14 protein-coding genes are annotated in these 15,092 nt (G+C 64.0%); 4 read left to right on the top strand and 10 right to left on the bottom strand.

The window, feature by feature from the left end:
• The first annotated feature begins 277 nt into the window (after positions 1-277).
• A complete protein-coding gene (locus AWB78_RS32210; protein WP_096031879.1) occupies positions 278-1,870 on the top strand; it encodes an APC family permease in 1,593 nt (530 codons plus the stop codon).
• A gap of 57 nt (positions 1,871-1,927) precedes the next feature.
• On the opposite strand, the gene AWB78_RS32205 is transcribed toward AWB78_RS32210, so the two are convergent.
• The 6 genes from AWB78_RS32205 to hemA form a co-directional block, all read right to left on the bottom strand.
• Positions 1,928-2,713 (bottom strand): DODA-type extradiol aromatic ring-opening family dioxygenase, encoded by a 786-nt coding sequence (locus AWB78_RS32205; RefSeq protein ID WP_062610672.1) that lies wholly within the window; start codon positions 2,711-2,713, stop codon positions 1,928-1,930.
• A gap of 120 nt (positions 2,714-2,833) precedes the next feature.
• Positions 2,834-3,433 (bottom strand): UbiX family flavin prenyltransferase, encoded by a 600-nt coding sequence (locus AWB78_RS32200; RefSeq protein WP_062610671.1) that lies wholly within the window; start codon positions 3,431-3,433, stop codon positions 2,834-2,836.
• A gap of 10 nt (positions 3,434-3,443) precedes the next feature.
• A complete protein-coding gene (gene grxD, locus AWB78_RS32195; RefSeq protein WP_062610670.1) occupies positions 3,444-3,755 on the bottom strand; it encodes a Grx4 family monothiol glutaredoxin in 312 nt (103 codons plus the stop codon).
• Between the two features lie 86 nt (positions 3,756-3,841).
• A complete protein-coding gene (gene prmC, locus AWB78_RS32190) occupies positions 3,842-4,678 on the bottom strand; it encodes a peptide chain release factor N(5)-glutamine methyltransferase (RefSeq protein WP_062610669.1) in 837 nt (278 codons plus the stop codon).
• Positions 4,675-5,757: a peptide chain release factor 1 gene (gene prfA / locus AWB78_RS32185; protein WP_062610668.1), complete on the bottom strand. Its 1,083-nt coding sequence runs from the start codon at positions 5,755-5,757 to the stop codon at positions 4,675-4,677. The genes prmC and prfA overlap by 4 nt, the downstream gene beginning before the upstream one ends.
• A 97-nt stretch (positions 5,758-5,854) precedes the next feature.
• Positions 5,855-7,150 carry a glutamyl-tRNA reductase gene (gene hemA, locus AWB78_RS32180; RefSeq protein ID WP_062610667.1) on the bottom strand — a complete coding sequence of 432 codons (1,296 nt, stop codon included), beginning with the start codon at positions 7,148-7,150 and terminating at the stop codon, positions 5,855-5,857.
• Positions 7,151-7,525: 375 nt separating this feature from the next.
• On the opposite strand from hemA, the gene AWB78_RS32175 reads away from it, so the two are divergent.
• The 3 genes from AWB78_RS32175 to AWB78_RS32165 all read left to right on the top strand — a co-directional run bounded on the left by AWB78_RS32175 (position 7,526) and on the right by AWB78_RS32165 (position 10,365).
• A complete protein-coding gene (locus AWB78_RS32175) occupies positions 7,526-7,798 on the top strand; it encodes a hypothetical protein (protein ID WP_062610666.1) in 273 nt (90 codons plus the stop codon).
• 136 nt (positions 7,799-7,934) lie between these two features.
• Positions 7,935-9,722: an aminopeptidase P family protein gene (locus AWB78_RS32170; protein WP_374729503.1), complete on the top strand. Its 1,788-nt coding sequence runs from the start codon at positions 7,935-7,937 to the stop codon at positions 9,720-9,722.
• A gap of 19 nt (positions 9,723-9,741) precedes the next feature.
• Positions 9,742-10,365 carry an HAD family hydrolase gene (locus AWB78_RS32165; RefSeq protein ID WP_062610665.1) on the top strand — a complete coding sequence of 208 codons (624 nt, stop codon included), beginning with the start codon at positions 9,742-9,744 and terminating at the stop codon, positions 10,363-10,365.
• A 24-nt stretch (positions 10,366-10,389) separates the two neighbouring features.
• On the opposite strand, the gene AWB78_RS32160 is transcribed toward AWB78_RS32165, so the two are convergent.
• From AWB78_RS32160 to ychF, 4 genes are all read right to left on the bottom strand, one after another.
• Complete coding sequence (locus AWB78_RS32160) at positions 10,390-11,517, bottom strand: DUF748 domain-containing protein (RefSeq protein ID WP_062610664.1); 1,128 nt, start codon at positions 11,515-11,517, stop codon at positions 10,390-10,392.
• A 150-nt stretch (positions 11,518-11,667) separates the two neighbouring features.
• Positions 11,668-13,335: an energy-dependent translational throttle protein EttA gene (ettA, locus tag AWB78_RS32155; RefSeq protein WP_062610663.1), complete on the bottom strand. Its 1,668-nt coding sequence runs from the start codon at positions 13,333-13,335 to the stop codon at positions 11,668-11,670.
• Positions 13,336-13,469: 134 nt separating this feature from the next.
• Entirely contained in the window at positions 13,470-13,790 is a 321-nt protein-coding gene (locus AWB78_RS32150; RefSeq protein ID WP_232477963.1) for a DUF3761 domain-containing protein, read from the bottom strand.
• A gap of 150 nt (positions 13,791-13,940) precedes the next feature.
• The gene (gene ychF / locus AWB78_RS32145; protein ID WP_062610662.1) at positions 13,941-15,035 is read right to left on the bottom strand and encodes a redox-regulated ATPase YchF; all 1,095 of its coding nucleotides are present in this window, start codon (positions 15,033-15,035) and stop codon (positions 13,941-13,943) included.
• Between the last annotated feature and the right edge of the window lie 57 nt (positions 15,036-15,092).

The raw sequence follows: 15,092 nt of genomic DNA, 5'->3' as shown, positions 1-15,092 counted from the left end.
TTCATTTCCGACAACTCTCAAGGGTTTTTTTGAGATGTGCAAGCAAACATTACAAAGCTTGCAATTCTGCAATTGTTTTGCCTCAAAAATCCCGATTTGAGACGATTTTGTTCCCAGTGTTCACTGCATTCGAAAGGTGCAACCGTTAAACTACGCCCCGCTTTAAGGGTTGCACCGGCATCGCCGGATCGCCGGGACCGTTTCCTGGCATCCACGGCGGCCGCAGCACGGCAGGCCGCGGGCGATGCGCGCGCGGCGCGAGACACTGGAGAACAAGTTGAAGAGTTCGATACAAAGAAATATCGGTCCGATGGCGCTATTGCTGACCGGCCTCGGGTCCATCATCGGTTCAGGCTGGCTGTTCGGCGCATGGAAAGCCGCGAAGATCGCCGGGCCAGCGGCGATCGTCGCGTGGGTGATCGGCGCGGTCGTGATCCTCGCGATCGCACTGACTTACGCCGAGCTCGGCGCGATGTTCCCCGAATCCGGCGGCATGGTGCGCTACGCGCGCTATTCGCACGGCGCGCTCGTCGGCTTCATCAGCGCGTGGGCCAACTGGATCGCGATCGTCTCGGTCATTCCGATCGAAGCCGAGGCGTCGATTCAATACATGAGCACCTGGCCGTATGACTGGGCGCATGCGCTCTTCGTCAACGAATCGCTCACACCGATGGGCCTCGCGCTCTCGGCGCTGCTCGTGATCGTCTACTTCATGCTGAACTACTGGGGCGTGAAGGTGTTCGCGCGCGCGAATTCCGCCATCACGATCTTCAAGTTCCTGATTCCGGGCGCGACCATCGCGGGCCTCATGTTCAGCGGCTTCCACTCGGAGAACTTCGGCACGGCGTCGAGCTTCGCGCCTTACGGCTGGCCGGCCGTGCTGACGGCGGTGGCGACGAGCGGCATCGTGTTCAGCTTCAACGGTTTCCAGAGCCCGGTGAACCTGGCGGGCGAAGCGCGTCATCCGGCGCGCAGCGTGCCGTTCGCCGTGATCGGCTCGATTCTGCTCGCGCTCGTGATCTACGTGCTGCTGCAAGTGGCGTATATCGGCGCGGTGAGCCCCGGCGACGTCATGAAGGGCTGGTCGCACTTCGATTTCGCGTCGCCGTTCGCGGAACTGGCGCTCGCGCTGAATCTGAACTGGCTCGCGATCCTGTTGTATATCGACGCTTTCGTCAGCCCGAGCGGCACCGGCACGACCTACATGGCGACGACGACGCGCATGATCTACGCGATGCAGCGCAATAACACGATGCCGAAGATGTTCGGCAGCGTGCATCCGTTCTACGGCGTGCCGCGTCCGGCGATGTGGTTCAACCTGATCGTCGCGTTCATCTTCCTGTTCTTCTTCCGCGGCTGGAGCTCGCTCGCGGCGGTGATTTCGGTCGCGACCGTGATTTCGTACCTCACCGGCCCGGTCAGCCTGATGGCGCTGCGCCGCTCGGCCACCGATCTCGACCGTCCGCTCAAGCTGCCGCTGATGGGCGTGATCGCGCCGTTCGCATTCGTGTGCGCGTCGCTCGTCCTGTTCTGGGCGAAGTGGCCGCTGACCGGCGAAATCATTCTGCTGATGGTCGTCGCGCTGCCCGTGTACTTCTACTATCAGAGCAAGACGGGATTCGCGGGCTGGGGCCGCGATCTCAAGGCGGCGTGGTGGCTGGTGGCCTATTTGCCGTCGATGGCGGTGATGTCGCTGATCGGCAGCAAGGACTTCGGCGGCAGCGGGCTTCTGCCGTATGGCTGGGATATGGCGGCGGTCACGGTGCTCGCGCTGATCTTCTATTACTGGGGCGTGCACACGGGCTATCGCACGACGTATCTCGACGAACGCGAAAGCCGCGACGATATTCTTCACGAAGTCGGCGCCTGAGCGCTTCGGTTCGACAGTAAAAAGCCCGCCTGAGCGATCAGGCGGGCTTTTTTGCGATCAGGCGTCGGTGAAGACGTAGTTCGTCATCGCGAGCGCGCGCTGGAACGTGCCGAGCGACTGGATGCCGAGCCGATAATCATCCGCCGCCGCGCCGAGCGCGCTGAACACGGGCAGCAGATGCTCGTCGGTCGGGTGCATCAGCGCCGCGTGCGGCGCGCGGGCGCGATAGTCGAGCAGGGCGTCGATGTCGCGTTCGGCCATGCGGCTCTCGAACCAGTCGGTGAACTCGGTCACGCGCGGATCGGCGTCTTCCGGGCGCGCGCTGAAATCGGCCATGCGCAGGTTATGCGTGATCTGCCCCGAACCGACGACCATCACGCCGTCATCGCGCAGATCGCGCAAGGCTCGTCCGATGCGATAGTGATGCGCGGCATCGAGGCGCGGCTGAATCGACAGTTGCGTGACCGGCACGTCCGCATCCGGGAACATCAGCAGCAGCGGCACCCATGCGCCGTGATCGAGGCCGTGATCGGTCGTCGCGGCGGCAATGCCCTGCGCGCCGAGCAGCCCGGCCGCGCGTTTGGCGAGATCGGGCGCGCCGGGCGCCGGATAGCGCAGCTCGTAGAGCGCCTGCGGAAAGCCGTAAAAATCGTGGATGGTTTCCGGGCGTTCGGCCGTGCTCGCCACCGGCTGGGCCGTGCCCCAATGGGCCGACAGCATCAGAATGGCGCGCGGGCGCGGCAGGGTTTGTCCGAGGGACGCGAATTCGGCGGACGGCATCGACGGATCGATCGGCAGCGTCGGCGCGCCGTGGGAAATGAAAACGGTGGGCAGTCGGCTCATGGCGGCAAAATTCCTGTGGCATCTGCCATCCAATGTAGGGCCGCGAGCGTCGTTGATAAACGGCTCACACGGCAACGAATTGTGTCGCCGTTGTTGCTAATGCCGGATACCGCGCCAGCGTCAGTCGGTTTCGCCGCGCAGACCCTGCCACGCCGCCGAGACCGGCTGCGCGAAACCGAACAGATCGATCACGCGCGCAACCGAGTGATCGACCATTTCGTCGATGGTCGCGGGCTTCTGATAGAACGCGGGCAGCGGCGGAAAGATCACGCCGCCCATTTCGGTGACCGCCGTCATGTTGCGCAGATGCGCGAGGTTGAGCGGTGTTTCGCGCACGAGCAGCACGAGGCGGCGGCGCTCCTTCAACACGACGTCGGCGGCGCGGGTGATGAGATTGTCGGAGAGACCGTGCGCGACGCTCGCGAGCGTGCGCATCGAGCAGGGCGCGACGACCATGCCGTCGGTCGCGAAGGAACCCGACGCGATGCTCGCGCCGACATCGCGGACGCTGTGCACGACATCGGCCAGCGCGTGAACGGTGGCCTTGTCGAGATCGAGTTCGTGCTGGATATTGAGCCAGCCGGCGCTGGAGACAAGAAGATGCGTCTCGACGCCGCCTTGCCGGCGCAGCGTCTCGAGCAGACGCACGCCGTAGATGGCGCCCGTTGCACCGGTTATCGCGACGATGAGCCGTCGCTTTGCGGCAGCGGGCGCGCTCACTGGTGAAAACTCAGGCCGCGGCGAAGAGTTGCTGCAGTTCGCCCGACTGGTACATCTCCATCATGATGTCCGAGCCGCCGATGAATTCGCCCTTCACATAGAGCTGCGGAATGGTCGGCCAGTTGGAGAATTCCTTGATGCCCTGGCGGATCGCGTCGTCTTCGAGGACGTTCACGGTCATGATCTGATCGACGCCGCATGCCTTGAGCACCTGGATTGCGCGGCCGGAGAAGCCGCACATCGGGAATTGCGCCGTGCCTTTCATGAAAAGGACGACGGCGTTTTGATCGACGATTTGCTTGATGCGTTCTTGCGTATCCATGGCGTTCCTGCGCTTGAATGTCGGAAGGGACTGATGGGTGAAATGATAGCGGATTTCGCTTTGACGGGCTGACGGCGCCCGAGTGCTCAGGCCGTGAAACGACCGCCGGAGCAACGCTCGATGCCGGCGAGATCGCACATCGAGCGGACATCGGTGAAGCCGCGCGCCTGGAGCAGCGCCCGCACGGATTCGGCCTGATCGTAGCCGTGCTCCAGCCACAGCGCGCCGCTGTTCGCAAGCAGAAACGGCGCAGTCTCGATGATCGCGCGGATCGCCGACAAACCATCGGCGTCGTCAGTGAGTGCGCCGCGCGGTTCGAAACGCAAGTCGCCTTGTTCGAGATGCGGATCGTCGCTTGCGATATACGGCGGATTGCTGACGATGGCCTCGAACAGCAACGATGGATCGATGTTCGCGGTCCAGTCGCTTTCGATGAACGCCAACGGCCCGCCGGCCCGTTGCGGGCCGAGCAGCGCGCTTGCGTTGCGCCGCGCGACATCGAGCGCCGCCGGCGAGCGATCCACGGCCCACACGCGCGCATCGGGCCGCGTATGGGCGATTGAGATTGCGATTGCGCCGGTGCCCGTGCCGAGATCGAGCACGCGCGCGCCCGGCGCATCGGCGATGGCTTTCAGCGCGAGCTCCACGAGCAATTCGGTTTCCGGGCGCGGAATCAGCACGTCCGATGTCACGTCGAATTCGAGTCCGAAGAATTCGCGCTTGCCGGTCAGTTGCGCGATCGGTTCGCCAGCGAGACGTCGCGCTGAAAGCGCTTCGAATCGCGCCACGGCAGCTTCGGCGAGCGGTTCGTGATCGCGCGTGATCAATTCCGTGCGGCGCCAGCCGAGCACGTGCATCAACAAGACGCGAGCGTCCAATGCCGAAAGCGACGATGCCCGCAGCAGATCCGCGACCGTGCTCACTCCGCTTCCCCGAGCGCCGCGAGCTGCTCCGCCTGATGCTCGGAGACCAGCGCGCCAATCAGCTCGTCGAGATCGCCGTCCATGATGTATTCGAGCTTGTAGAGCGTCAGGTTGATGCGGTGATCCGTCATGCGCCCTTGCGGGAAGTTGTACGTGCGGATGCGCTCCGAACGGTCGCCCGAGCCGATCAGGCTTTTGCGCGTCGCGGCTTCCTTCGCGTGCTGCTCGTGATACTGCTTGTCCTTGATGCGCGCGGCGAGCACCTTCAACGCGCGGTCCTTGTTCTTATGCTGCGAGCGGTCGTCCTGACATTCGACGACGATGCCCGTCGGCAAGTGCGTCACGCGCACCGCGGAATCCGTCTTGTTGATGTGCTGCCCGCCCGCGCCCGATGCGCGGAACGTGTCGATGCGCAAGTCGGCCGGATTGATCACCACTTCGCTGATTTCATCGGCTTCGGGCATCACGGCGACGGTGCACGCCGACGTGTGGATACGCCCCTGCGTTTCCGTCGCCGGCACGCGCTGCACGCGATGTCCGCCCGACTCGAACTTGAGCCGCGAATATGCGCCTTGCCCCGCGATGCGCACGATCACTTCCTTGTAGCCGCCGAGATCGGACACGCTTTCCGACATCGTCTCGGCGGTCCAGCGATTGCGTTCCGCGTAACGCAAGTACATGCGCAGCAAATCGCCGGCGAACAGCGCGGATTCGTCGCCGCCGGTGCCCGCGCGAATTTCGATGAAGATGTTGCGCTCGTCGTTCGGATCTTTCGGCAGCAGCATCGTCTGCAGATCGCCTTCGATCTTCACCATGCGCCCGCGCGCCTCGCCGATTTCCTCTTCGGCGAAATCGCGCATCGACGGATCGGAAAGCAGTTCCTGCGCGGTCGCTTCGTCGGTGAGCGCCTGACGCCAGAGCGCGTATTGATCGACGATCGGACTGATTTCCGCGTGCTCGCGCGTGAGCTTGCGATATTGGTCCATATCGGACGTCACGTCCTCGCGGCTCAACATTTCGTTGAGATCGACCTGCCGTTTTGCAAGCTGGTCGAGCTTGCTTTGCATGCTCGTTTTCATCGGGCGGAATCGGCGCGGTCAGCGCCAGGAAATACTGCGATCGGGGAGCCGCCGCGCTAAGCGCGCGGAGCATTTGAGAATAGCAAAGAGAAGGCCGCTAACGTTCCGACGATTCGGACGACGAGCCGTGACGGTAGAAACCGCTCATCAGGTCGATGAGCTGGCCGCGCTCCTCGCGATTCGCGCTGTTGAGCGCGTGCGTCGGGCCGTGAATCAGCTTGTTGGTCAGCGATTGCGACAGCGCTTCGAGCACGGCGGCGGGATCGTCGCCGCGCGCGAGCATTTTGCGCGCGCGTTCCACTTCGGCGCGACGCAAGGCGTCCGCCTGCGTGTGCATGTGACGGATGACCGGCACGATGCTGCGCGCATCGAGCCACTGCATGAAATTCGCGACGCGCGTCTCGATGATCGTCTCGGCTTGCGCGACCGCCGCCTGACGCGATGCGTTGCCTTCACGCACGATCGCGCCGAGATCGTCGACGGTGTACAGGAACACATCATGCAGATTGCCGACTTCCGGCTCGATATCGCGCGGCACGGCGAGATCGACCATGAAGATCGGGCGATGGCGGCGCGCACGCACCGCGCGTTCGACCGCGCCGAGACCGATGATCGGCAGCGTCGACGCCGTGCACGACACGATGATGTCGAACTCGTGCATGCGCGCGGGCAACTCGGAGAGCGGAATCGCGCGGCCGTTGAAGCGGCCGGCGAGCTTTTCGCCGCGCTCGGCGGTGCGGTTCGCGACGACCAGCTCACGCGGATTCTGCGCGGCGAAATGGGTTGCGCAGAGCTCGATCATTTCGCCCGCGCCGATGAAAAGCACGCGCTGGCTCGCGACGTCCTCGAAGATGCGCTGCGCGAGACGCACGGCGGCTGCGGCCATCGACACCGATTGCGCGCCGATTTCGGTGGTCGAACGCACTTCCTTCGCGACGGCGAAGGTGCGCTGGAACAACTGATTCAGATACGTGCCGAGCGCGCCGGCTTCGGATGCGGTGCGCACCGCATCCTTCATTTGTCCGACGATTTGCGTTTCACCGAGGACCATCGAATCCAGCCCCGACGCGACGCGGAACGCGTGGCGCACGGCTTCCGATTGCGGCAGCGCATAGACGTGCGGCGCAAGCTCGGGAACGGGGATGCTGTGGTACTTCGAGAGCCACTGGATTGCGGCTTCGCGGGCGGCGGAGTCCTCGGTGGCGCAGTAGAGTTCGGTGCGATTGCAGGTGGAGAGGATCGCCGCCTCGGGCGATACCTTCGCGAGCGGCCCCAGCCAGATGTCCTTCAGCGCGCCCAGCGCAGGCTTCAACTGTTCGAGCGGAAACGCCACGCGTTCGCGCAAGGCGACAGGCGCAGTGTGGTGATTGATTCCGATCGTGAGGAGCTGCATTGTTTTGGGCTGATGCTTTGGGCCTAAGCCGATGGCCTTTCGGATAGCCCAATATTATAGCGTTTTGCGCATTTCTTCATTTATAGGTGGCATTTGGGGACGGACAGCGCCGCGACAGGCTGTCAGGGCCGTCCGGCGCGGCAAGGCGGCCTTTTGGCAGCGGATTCGCGACGCGGCCGATCGCCGCACCGGGGCGATTTTTTCCGAATCGCGCGGGCGCGAGTGCGCGGTCTTGTCATCGCCGAATCCGGCCCCTAAACTCATCCGCTACGCCGGGCGCCGCGCGCCTTCCATCGACTGAACCGGTCCACGCATGCTCGTCTCACGAAACGCTCGACTCCGCAGGCTTTCCAATCCGATGGAGCAGCGCCGCTGATGGGCTGGATCGGGCTGATTTTCTTGGGCGCGGTCATCGGCGCGGCGAGCTGGTGGCTGCATCCGTTGCGCCGCGCGGGACGTGTCGCGCGCGGCCCGGCCGGGCGCATCTGGACGGCCATCGCCGCTGGCATACTGGCGACGGTCGTCGCGCGCATGCTCGGCAACATCCTCGACGTGTATCACGACGGCGATACGCTCGAATGGCTGGCATGCTCCGTCTTCGCGCTCCTCGTCGTGACGACGACCGTCGGGCTGGCGGCGCGCCGCTGATCCTTTAACTCCGGCGAGCGGCGGGTGATCCTCGCCGAACGTCGTGCTTTTCGTGCTCATTGCGCCCTACACGGGCTTTCAAGCAGGTGACTTCATGAACGATCGCATCGCAGATTCCGCCATTCCCGAGCCCGCCATGTTCGCGAGGCGCATCGAGTCGCTGCGCGGCCAGATGGCGCGCGAACGACTCGCCGCCGTGCTCATTCCGTCCGCGGATCCGCATCTTTCCGAATATCTGCCAGAGCGCTGGCAGGGGCGTCAATGGCTGTCCGGTTTCACCGGCTCGGTCGGCACGCTCGTGGTGACGGCGGATTTTGCGGGCGTCTGGGTCGATAGCCGCTATTGGACGCAGGCCGAAGCGCAGCTCGCGGGCACCGGCATCGCGCTGATGAAGATGATGGGCGGCCAGCAGACCGCGCCGCACGTCGAGTGGCTTGCGGACAACGTGCCCTCCGGCGCGACGGTCGCGGTCGACGGCACGGTGCTCGGCGTCGCGGCGGCGCGCGCTTTGTCCGATGCGCTGACCGCGCGCGGCATCGTCCTGCGTACCGATCTCGATCTGCTCGATTCGGTGTGGCCGGCGCGTCCCGGCTTGCCGGAAGCGCCCGTGTACGAGCACGCCGCGCCGCACGCGAGCGTCGCGCGCGCGGACAAGCTCGCGCAGGTGCGCGACGCGATGCGCGCGAAGGGCGCGCAATGGCATTTCGTGTCGACGCTCGACGATCTCGCGTGGATCTTCAACCTGCGTGGCGGCGACGTGAACTACAACCCGGTTTTCGTCGCGCATGCGCTCATCGGGCTGGATGACGCGACGATCTTCGTCGCTGACGGAAAGGTGTCGGCCGCGCTCGTCGAATCGCTCGCGCGCGATAACGTGCGCGTCGCGCCTTACGCCGCCGCGCCCGAAGCGCTCGCAACGCTGCCCGCGGGCTCGGCGCTTTTGATCGACCCGCGCCGCATCACGCACGGCCTGCTGGAGAAGGTGCCCGCGACGGTGACGCTCGTCGAGGCGGTGAATCCGTCGACGTTCGCCAAATCGCGCAAGACCGCTGCCGAGGCCGACCACATCCGCGCGACGATGGAGCAGGACGGCGCCGCGCTCGCAGAGTTCTTCGCGTGGTTCGAAGAGGCGCTCGGCCGCGAGCGCATCACGGAACTCACCATCGACGAGAAGCTCACTGCCGCGCGCGCGCGCCGGCCGGGCTTCGTCACGCTCTCGTTCGGCACGATCGCGGGCTTCAACGCCAACGGCGCGATGCCGCATTACCGCGCGACCGAGGCGTCGCATGCGGTGATCGAAGGAAATGGCTTGCTGCTGATCGATTCGGGCGGCCAGTACCTGAGCGGGACGACGGACATCACGCGCGTCGTGCCGGTCGGCGAGATCACGGCGAAGCACAAGCGCGATTTCACGATCGTCCTGAAGGGCACCATGGCGCTGTCGCGCGCGCGCTTTCCGCGCGGCATCCGCTCGCCGATGCTCGATTCGATCGCGCGCGCGCCGATCTGGGAAGCGGGCGCGGACTACGGTCACGGCACGGGGCACGGCGTCGGTTACTTCCTGAACGTGCATGAAGGGCCGCAAGTGATTTCGCACTACGCGCCCGCCGAATCGTGGACGGCGATGGAAGAGGGCATGATCACGTCGATCGAGCCGGGGATTTATCGGCCGAGCAAATGGGGCATCCGCATCGAGAATCTCGTGATGAACCAGGCGGCGGGCAAGACCGAATTCGGCGACTTCCTCGAGTTCGAAACGCTGACGCTGTGCCCGATCGATACGCGCTGCATCGACTTGTCGCTGTTGCGCGAGGACGAGCGCACGTGGCTCAACGCGTATCACGAGACCGTGCGCGCGCGCGTGTCGCCGCATGTGTCGGGCAAGGCGCTGGCGTGGCTCGAAGCGCGGACGAAGGCGATTTGACCCACAGGAGTGCAGGGAGATGACCATCAAAGCAGTCGTATTCGATTTCGGCGGCGTGCTGATCGACTGGAATCGCGAATATCTCTACAAGCAACTGATTCCCGACGAAACCGAACGCCGCTGGTTTCTCGACAACATCTGCAAGATGGAATGGGTCGTGCAGCAGGACGGCGGGCAGTCCATCGCGGAAGGCACCGCCGAGTTGATCGCGCGCCATCCGAACCACGAAGCGCTGATTCGCGCGTTCTATGCGCGCTGGCCGGAAATGGTGTCGGGTGTGCTGGAAGAGGGCGTCGCGCTCGTCGATCGTCTCGAGGCCGCGAACGTGCCGCTCTTCGGCCTCACGAACTGGTCGGCGGAAACGTTCCCGTACGCGTGGGAGCGTTTCGACGTGCTGCGCAAGTTCAGGGAGATCGTCGTATCGGGGCGCGTCGGGCTCGTGAAACCCGATCCGCAGATCTTCCGTTTGATGCGCGCCGAAATCGAACGGCACATCCCGGGCATTCGGCCGGACGAGCTCGTGTTCATCGACGACAATCTGCAGAACGCCGAAGCCGCGACCGCGCTCGGCTGGCACGGCGTCCACTACACCGGCGCGCTGGATACGGAAGCGAAGCTGCGCGCGCTGAATCTGCCGATCTGACCGCGCCTCAACGAAGGCAACGCGCTACTCCCCCAACAGGTTCTTCAGCGCGTTGCCGATTCCCCTCACCGTATCGCCCGCGCCTCGCGCGACGCCTTCCACGCTCACGCCGAGCGCCTTCGCGAAGCCGGCCGCGAGCTTCTTCGAGAGACTTTCGCTCAACGAGAACTTTGGATCGCGCAGATCGCCGTCGAGCACGAAATCGAGCTTGATCTGCTCCTTGCGGTCCTTCAGCGCCGCGATCGCGGCTTTGGTCGGTATCGAAAGAAACGTGTCGAGCGGATTGCCCGTTTCGCTGATCTGCAGATGATTCAGCGTGAGCGTGCCGGGCGCGTGGATGCGGTAATCCTTCACGGTCGCATCGACGGTCATGTCGATCGTGCCGCCCGTCACCGCCGCCTTCGCGCCGGCCTTCTTGAGCAGATACGGATCGAGCGTCGCGACATCGACGTTGCGCAGCGTCGCGCGCGTCTGCGAATCCTTGTTCGCGATGATCATCCAGCCGCCCCACGTCACGTTGCCGGTATGCGACGGCCCTTTGATCGAGCCGGTCATCGAGAGCTCGGTGCGGGTGGTGAGCGCGGGCAGGTGAATATGATCGATGGTCGCGCGCGCATCGCCGATCAGCACGCGATACGGCGGGTCCTGCACCGAGCTGTCGAAGAACTCCATCGAGCCGCGCTCGAACGACACGCGATCGATCAGCTTTTCCTCGCGCGCGTGCGCCTCGCGTTGCTTGCTGTCGGACTTCGCGTCGGCTTCGCGCGCGGTTTCCTTGAGTCCAGGCAGAAGGCGCACGCGGCCATCGGCTGAACGCGCGATCGACAGATAGTAGTTGTCGACGCTCACGCTGCGCAGATGAATGGGTTTCGCGATGAGCGAATGCATGTCGACGTCGAGCATGATGCGCTCGGCGCGCATCGCGTCGCTGGCGGGCCAGCCTTGCGGGCCGCGCAGCCGCACGCGCGATAGCGTCACGTGACCGAATCCGACGTCGATTTCCTCGACTGAACCGTTCGGGCCGAGCGTCTCGATGATGCGCTCTTTGATCTGATGCACGACGAACAGCCAGCCGCCGATCGGCACGACCACGAGCGCCACGATGATGCCGATTGCCCACAGCGCCCCCCGCCGCGCGCTCGATCCCGCCATCTGCGTGTGTCTCCCGTGTCGGCTCATTGAAAAGCGCCGCGCAAAATAGAAAGTGGCGACTGCGCCGTACACAGTCGCCACTTTTGTGCCCGATGTCCGTGCGCGCGCCCGCATACGGGCGCGCTGTATATCATCGGACTTTTGGCCGCTTCAGCGCGTGATCGGCTTGTAGCGCAGACGCTTCGGCTTTGCGGCTTCTTCGCCCAGACGCTTGCGCTTGTCGGCCTCGTATTCCTGATAGTTGCCGTCGAAGAACTCGACATGCGAATCGCCTTCGAACGCGAGGATGTGCGTCGCGATGCGATCGAGGAACCAGCGATCGTGCGAGATCACCATCACGGAGCCGGCGAATTCGAGCAGCGCGTCTTCGAGCGCGCGCAGCGTTTCGACGTCGAGATCGTTCGACGGCTCGTCGAGCAGCAGCATGTTGCCGCCCGCGATGAGCGTCTTCGCGAGATGCAGACGTCCGCGTTCGCCGCCGGACAGATTGCCGACCAGCTTCTGCTGATCGCTGCCCTTGAAGTTGAAGCGGCCGATATACGCACGCGACGGCGTTTCGTACTTGCCGACCGTGAGGACATCGGCGCCGCCGGAGATTTCCTCGAACACGGTTTTATCGCTGACGAGCGCGTCGCGGCTTTGATCGACATAAGCGAGCTTGACCGTCGGCCCTTTGATGATCTCGCCCGAATCCGGCTGTTCCTTGCCGGTCAGCATGCGGATGAGCGTCGACTTGCCGGCGCCGTTCGGCCCGATGATGCCGACGATCGCGCCCGCCGGAATCTTCATGCTCAGATCGTCGATGAGCAGGCGATCGCCATATGCCTTGCTGACGTTCTTGAACTCGATGACTTCGTTGCCCAGACGATCGCCGACCGGAATGAAGATTTCCTGCGTCTCGTTGCGCTTCTGGTATTCCTGGCTGTTGAGTTCCTCGAAGCGCGCGATACGCGCCTTCGATTTCGCCTGACGGCCCTTCGGGTTCTGGCGCACCCATTCGAGTTCTTTCTTGATGGCTTTCTGGCGCGCGGATTCGCTCGCCTCTTCCTGCTTCAGGCGGTCTTCCTTCTGATCGAGCCAGCTGGAGTAATTGCCCTTCCACGGAATGCCGTGGCCGCGGTCGAGTTCGAGAATCCATTCGGCGGCGTTATCGAGGAAGTAGCGATCGTGCGTCACGGCGACGACCGTGCCCGGATAGCGCGTGAGGAACTGCTCGAGCCATTCGACGGATTCGGCGTCGAGGTGGTTGGTCGGTTCGTCGAGCAGGAGCATGTCGGGCTTTTGCAGCAACAGCTTGCACAGCGCGACGCGACGCTTTTCGCCGCCCGACAGGTGTTCGATCTTCGCGTCCCACGCGGGCAGGCGCAGCGCGTCGGCGGCGACTTCGAGCTGCTGCTCGGGGCTGCCGCCGTCGCTCGTCGCGAGAATGGCTTCGTACTTCGCCTGTTCGGCGGCGAGCTTGTCGAAGTCGGCGTCGGGTTCGGCGTACGCGGCGTAGATTTCGTCGAGCTTCTTCGTTGCTTCGAAGACGTCGCCGAGACCTTCCTCGACAGCCTGGCGCACGGTCTGCTGCGGATCGAGCTGCGGCTCCTGCGGCAGATAGCCGATGTTCAGATTGGGCATCGGCGTGGCTTCGCCTTCGATGTCCTTGTCGACACCGGCCATGATCTTGATCAGCGTGGACTTGCCGGAGCCGTTCAGGCCGAGCAGGCCGATTTTCGCGCCGGGGAAGAATGAGAGGGAGATGTCTTTCAGGATCTGACGCTTCGGCGGGACGATCTTGCCGACGCGGTTCATGGTGAAGACGTATTGGGCCATGTTGTCTGTGATTGCTTGGGTGTTTGAACGCGGTGCGCCTGGATTCGGCGCTCGAGGATGTTCGGTGGCGCGGTTCGCGCGTGCCCGCGGGCGTGCGCGGGGTCACGCGTCATTGTACTTCGCGAGGCGAACCGTCACTGCCAGCTGGCAACGCCGCCGTGCCGCGAGCACGTGCCGCTGTGATGCTGGCTGAAGCTGTAGGAGCCGTCGCGGCATTGGGCGGTCGCACCCGTGGGGACGGCGCCGGAGCGCGTGTGCGCGGGGGCGTGGACGATGTTGCCGTCGCGGTTGACGTAGTGGCCGTGGTTGTCGAGGTCGGATTCGTCGGGTTGGGGCTGGTATTGGTACTGATAACCGCGATAGGCGAAGGCGCTCGGCGCGCAGATCACGCTCGTCGCGACGAGTGCGGTGACCGCGAACGCGCGCAACGCGCTCATCGGCGTATGTCTCTTCATCTTGTTGTTCTCTTGTTGTTGTTATCGTGCGCGTGTCGATGAACATCCCTCGTTCGACGCGCGCTGCCTCGTCCGCCCAAGAAAAAAGCGGAGCCCCTTTTATCGGGTACTCCGCTTTGCGAGGCAAGCTACGTTGACAGTTCTCGATGCTTACACGTTGAACAGGAAGTTCATCACATCGCCATCGTGGACGATGTATTCCTTCCCTTCCGCTCGCATCTTCCCGGCTTCCTTCGCGCCTTGCTCGCCCTTATAAGCGATGTAGTCATCGAACGAAATCGTCTGCGCGCGAATGAAGCCGCGCTCGAAGTCCGTGTGAATCGCGCCGGCCGCCTGCGGCGCCGTATCGCCGATATGAATCGTCCACGCGCGCACTTCCTTCACGCCTGCCGTGAAATACGTCTGCAAGCCGAGCAGCTTGAAACCCGCACGAATCACGCGATTCAAACCCGGCTCGTCCATGCCCATATCGGCGAGGAACTCCTGCTTGTCCGCATCGTCGAGATCCGCGATTTCCGCTTCGATCGCCGCGCACACCGCGACCACCGGCGAGTTTTCCGCTTCCGCGTGCTTGCGCACCGCGTCGAGGTACGGATTGTTCTCGAAGCCGTCGTCCTTCACGTTCGCGACGTACATCGTCGGCTTCGACGTGATCAGGCACAGCGGCTTGATGGTGAGCTGCTCTTCGTCGGTCAGCGTCAGACCGCGCACCGGCTTCGCCTGATCGAGCTGCGCGCGCACCTTCTCGAGCACGGCGACGAGCTTCGCCGCTTCCTTGTCGTTGCCCGACTTCGCCGCCTTCGAATAGCGCGTGTATGCCTTTTCCACCGTCGCCAGATCGGCCAGCGCAAGTTCGGTGTTGATGACTTCGATATCCGCGATCGGGTCGATCTTGCCCGCCACGTGGATCACGTTCTCGTCTTCGAAACAGCGCACGACGTGCGTGATCGCGTCCGTTTCGCGGATGTTCGCGAGAAACTGGTTGCCGAGGCCTTCGCCCTTCGACGCGCCCGCGACGAGCCCCGCGATATCGACGAATTCGACCACGGCCGGCAGGATGCGCTCGGGCTTCACGATCTCGGCGAGCGCCGTGAGGCGCGCGTCCGGCACTTCGACCACGCCGACGTTCGGCTCGATCGTGCAGAACGGATAATTCTCGGCGGCAATGCCCGCCTTGGTCAAAGCATTGAAAAGAGTGGACTTGCCGACATTAGGCAAGCCGACGATGCCGCATTGGAGGCTCATGGAATCCTTCGAACTGGTGAGACGGCGCGGGCCGCGCAGGTTTCGTCAAAAATGGTG

Origin of the sequence: Caballeronia calidae, assembly GCF_900044055.2 — a bacterium.
GTDB classification, from domain to species: domain Bacteria; phylum Pseudomonadota; class Gammaproteobacteria; order Burkholderiales; family Burkholderiaceae; genus Caballeronia; species Caballeronia calidae.
Note: the sequence above shows the minus strand (reverse complement) of the source record. Positions and strands in the feature narration are given on the sequence as shown.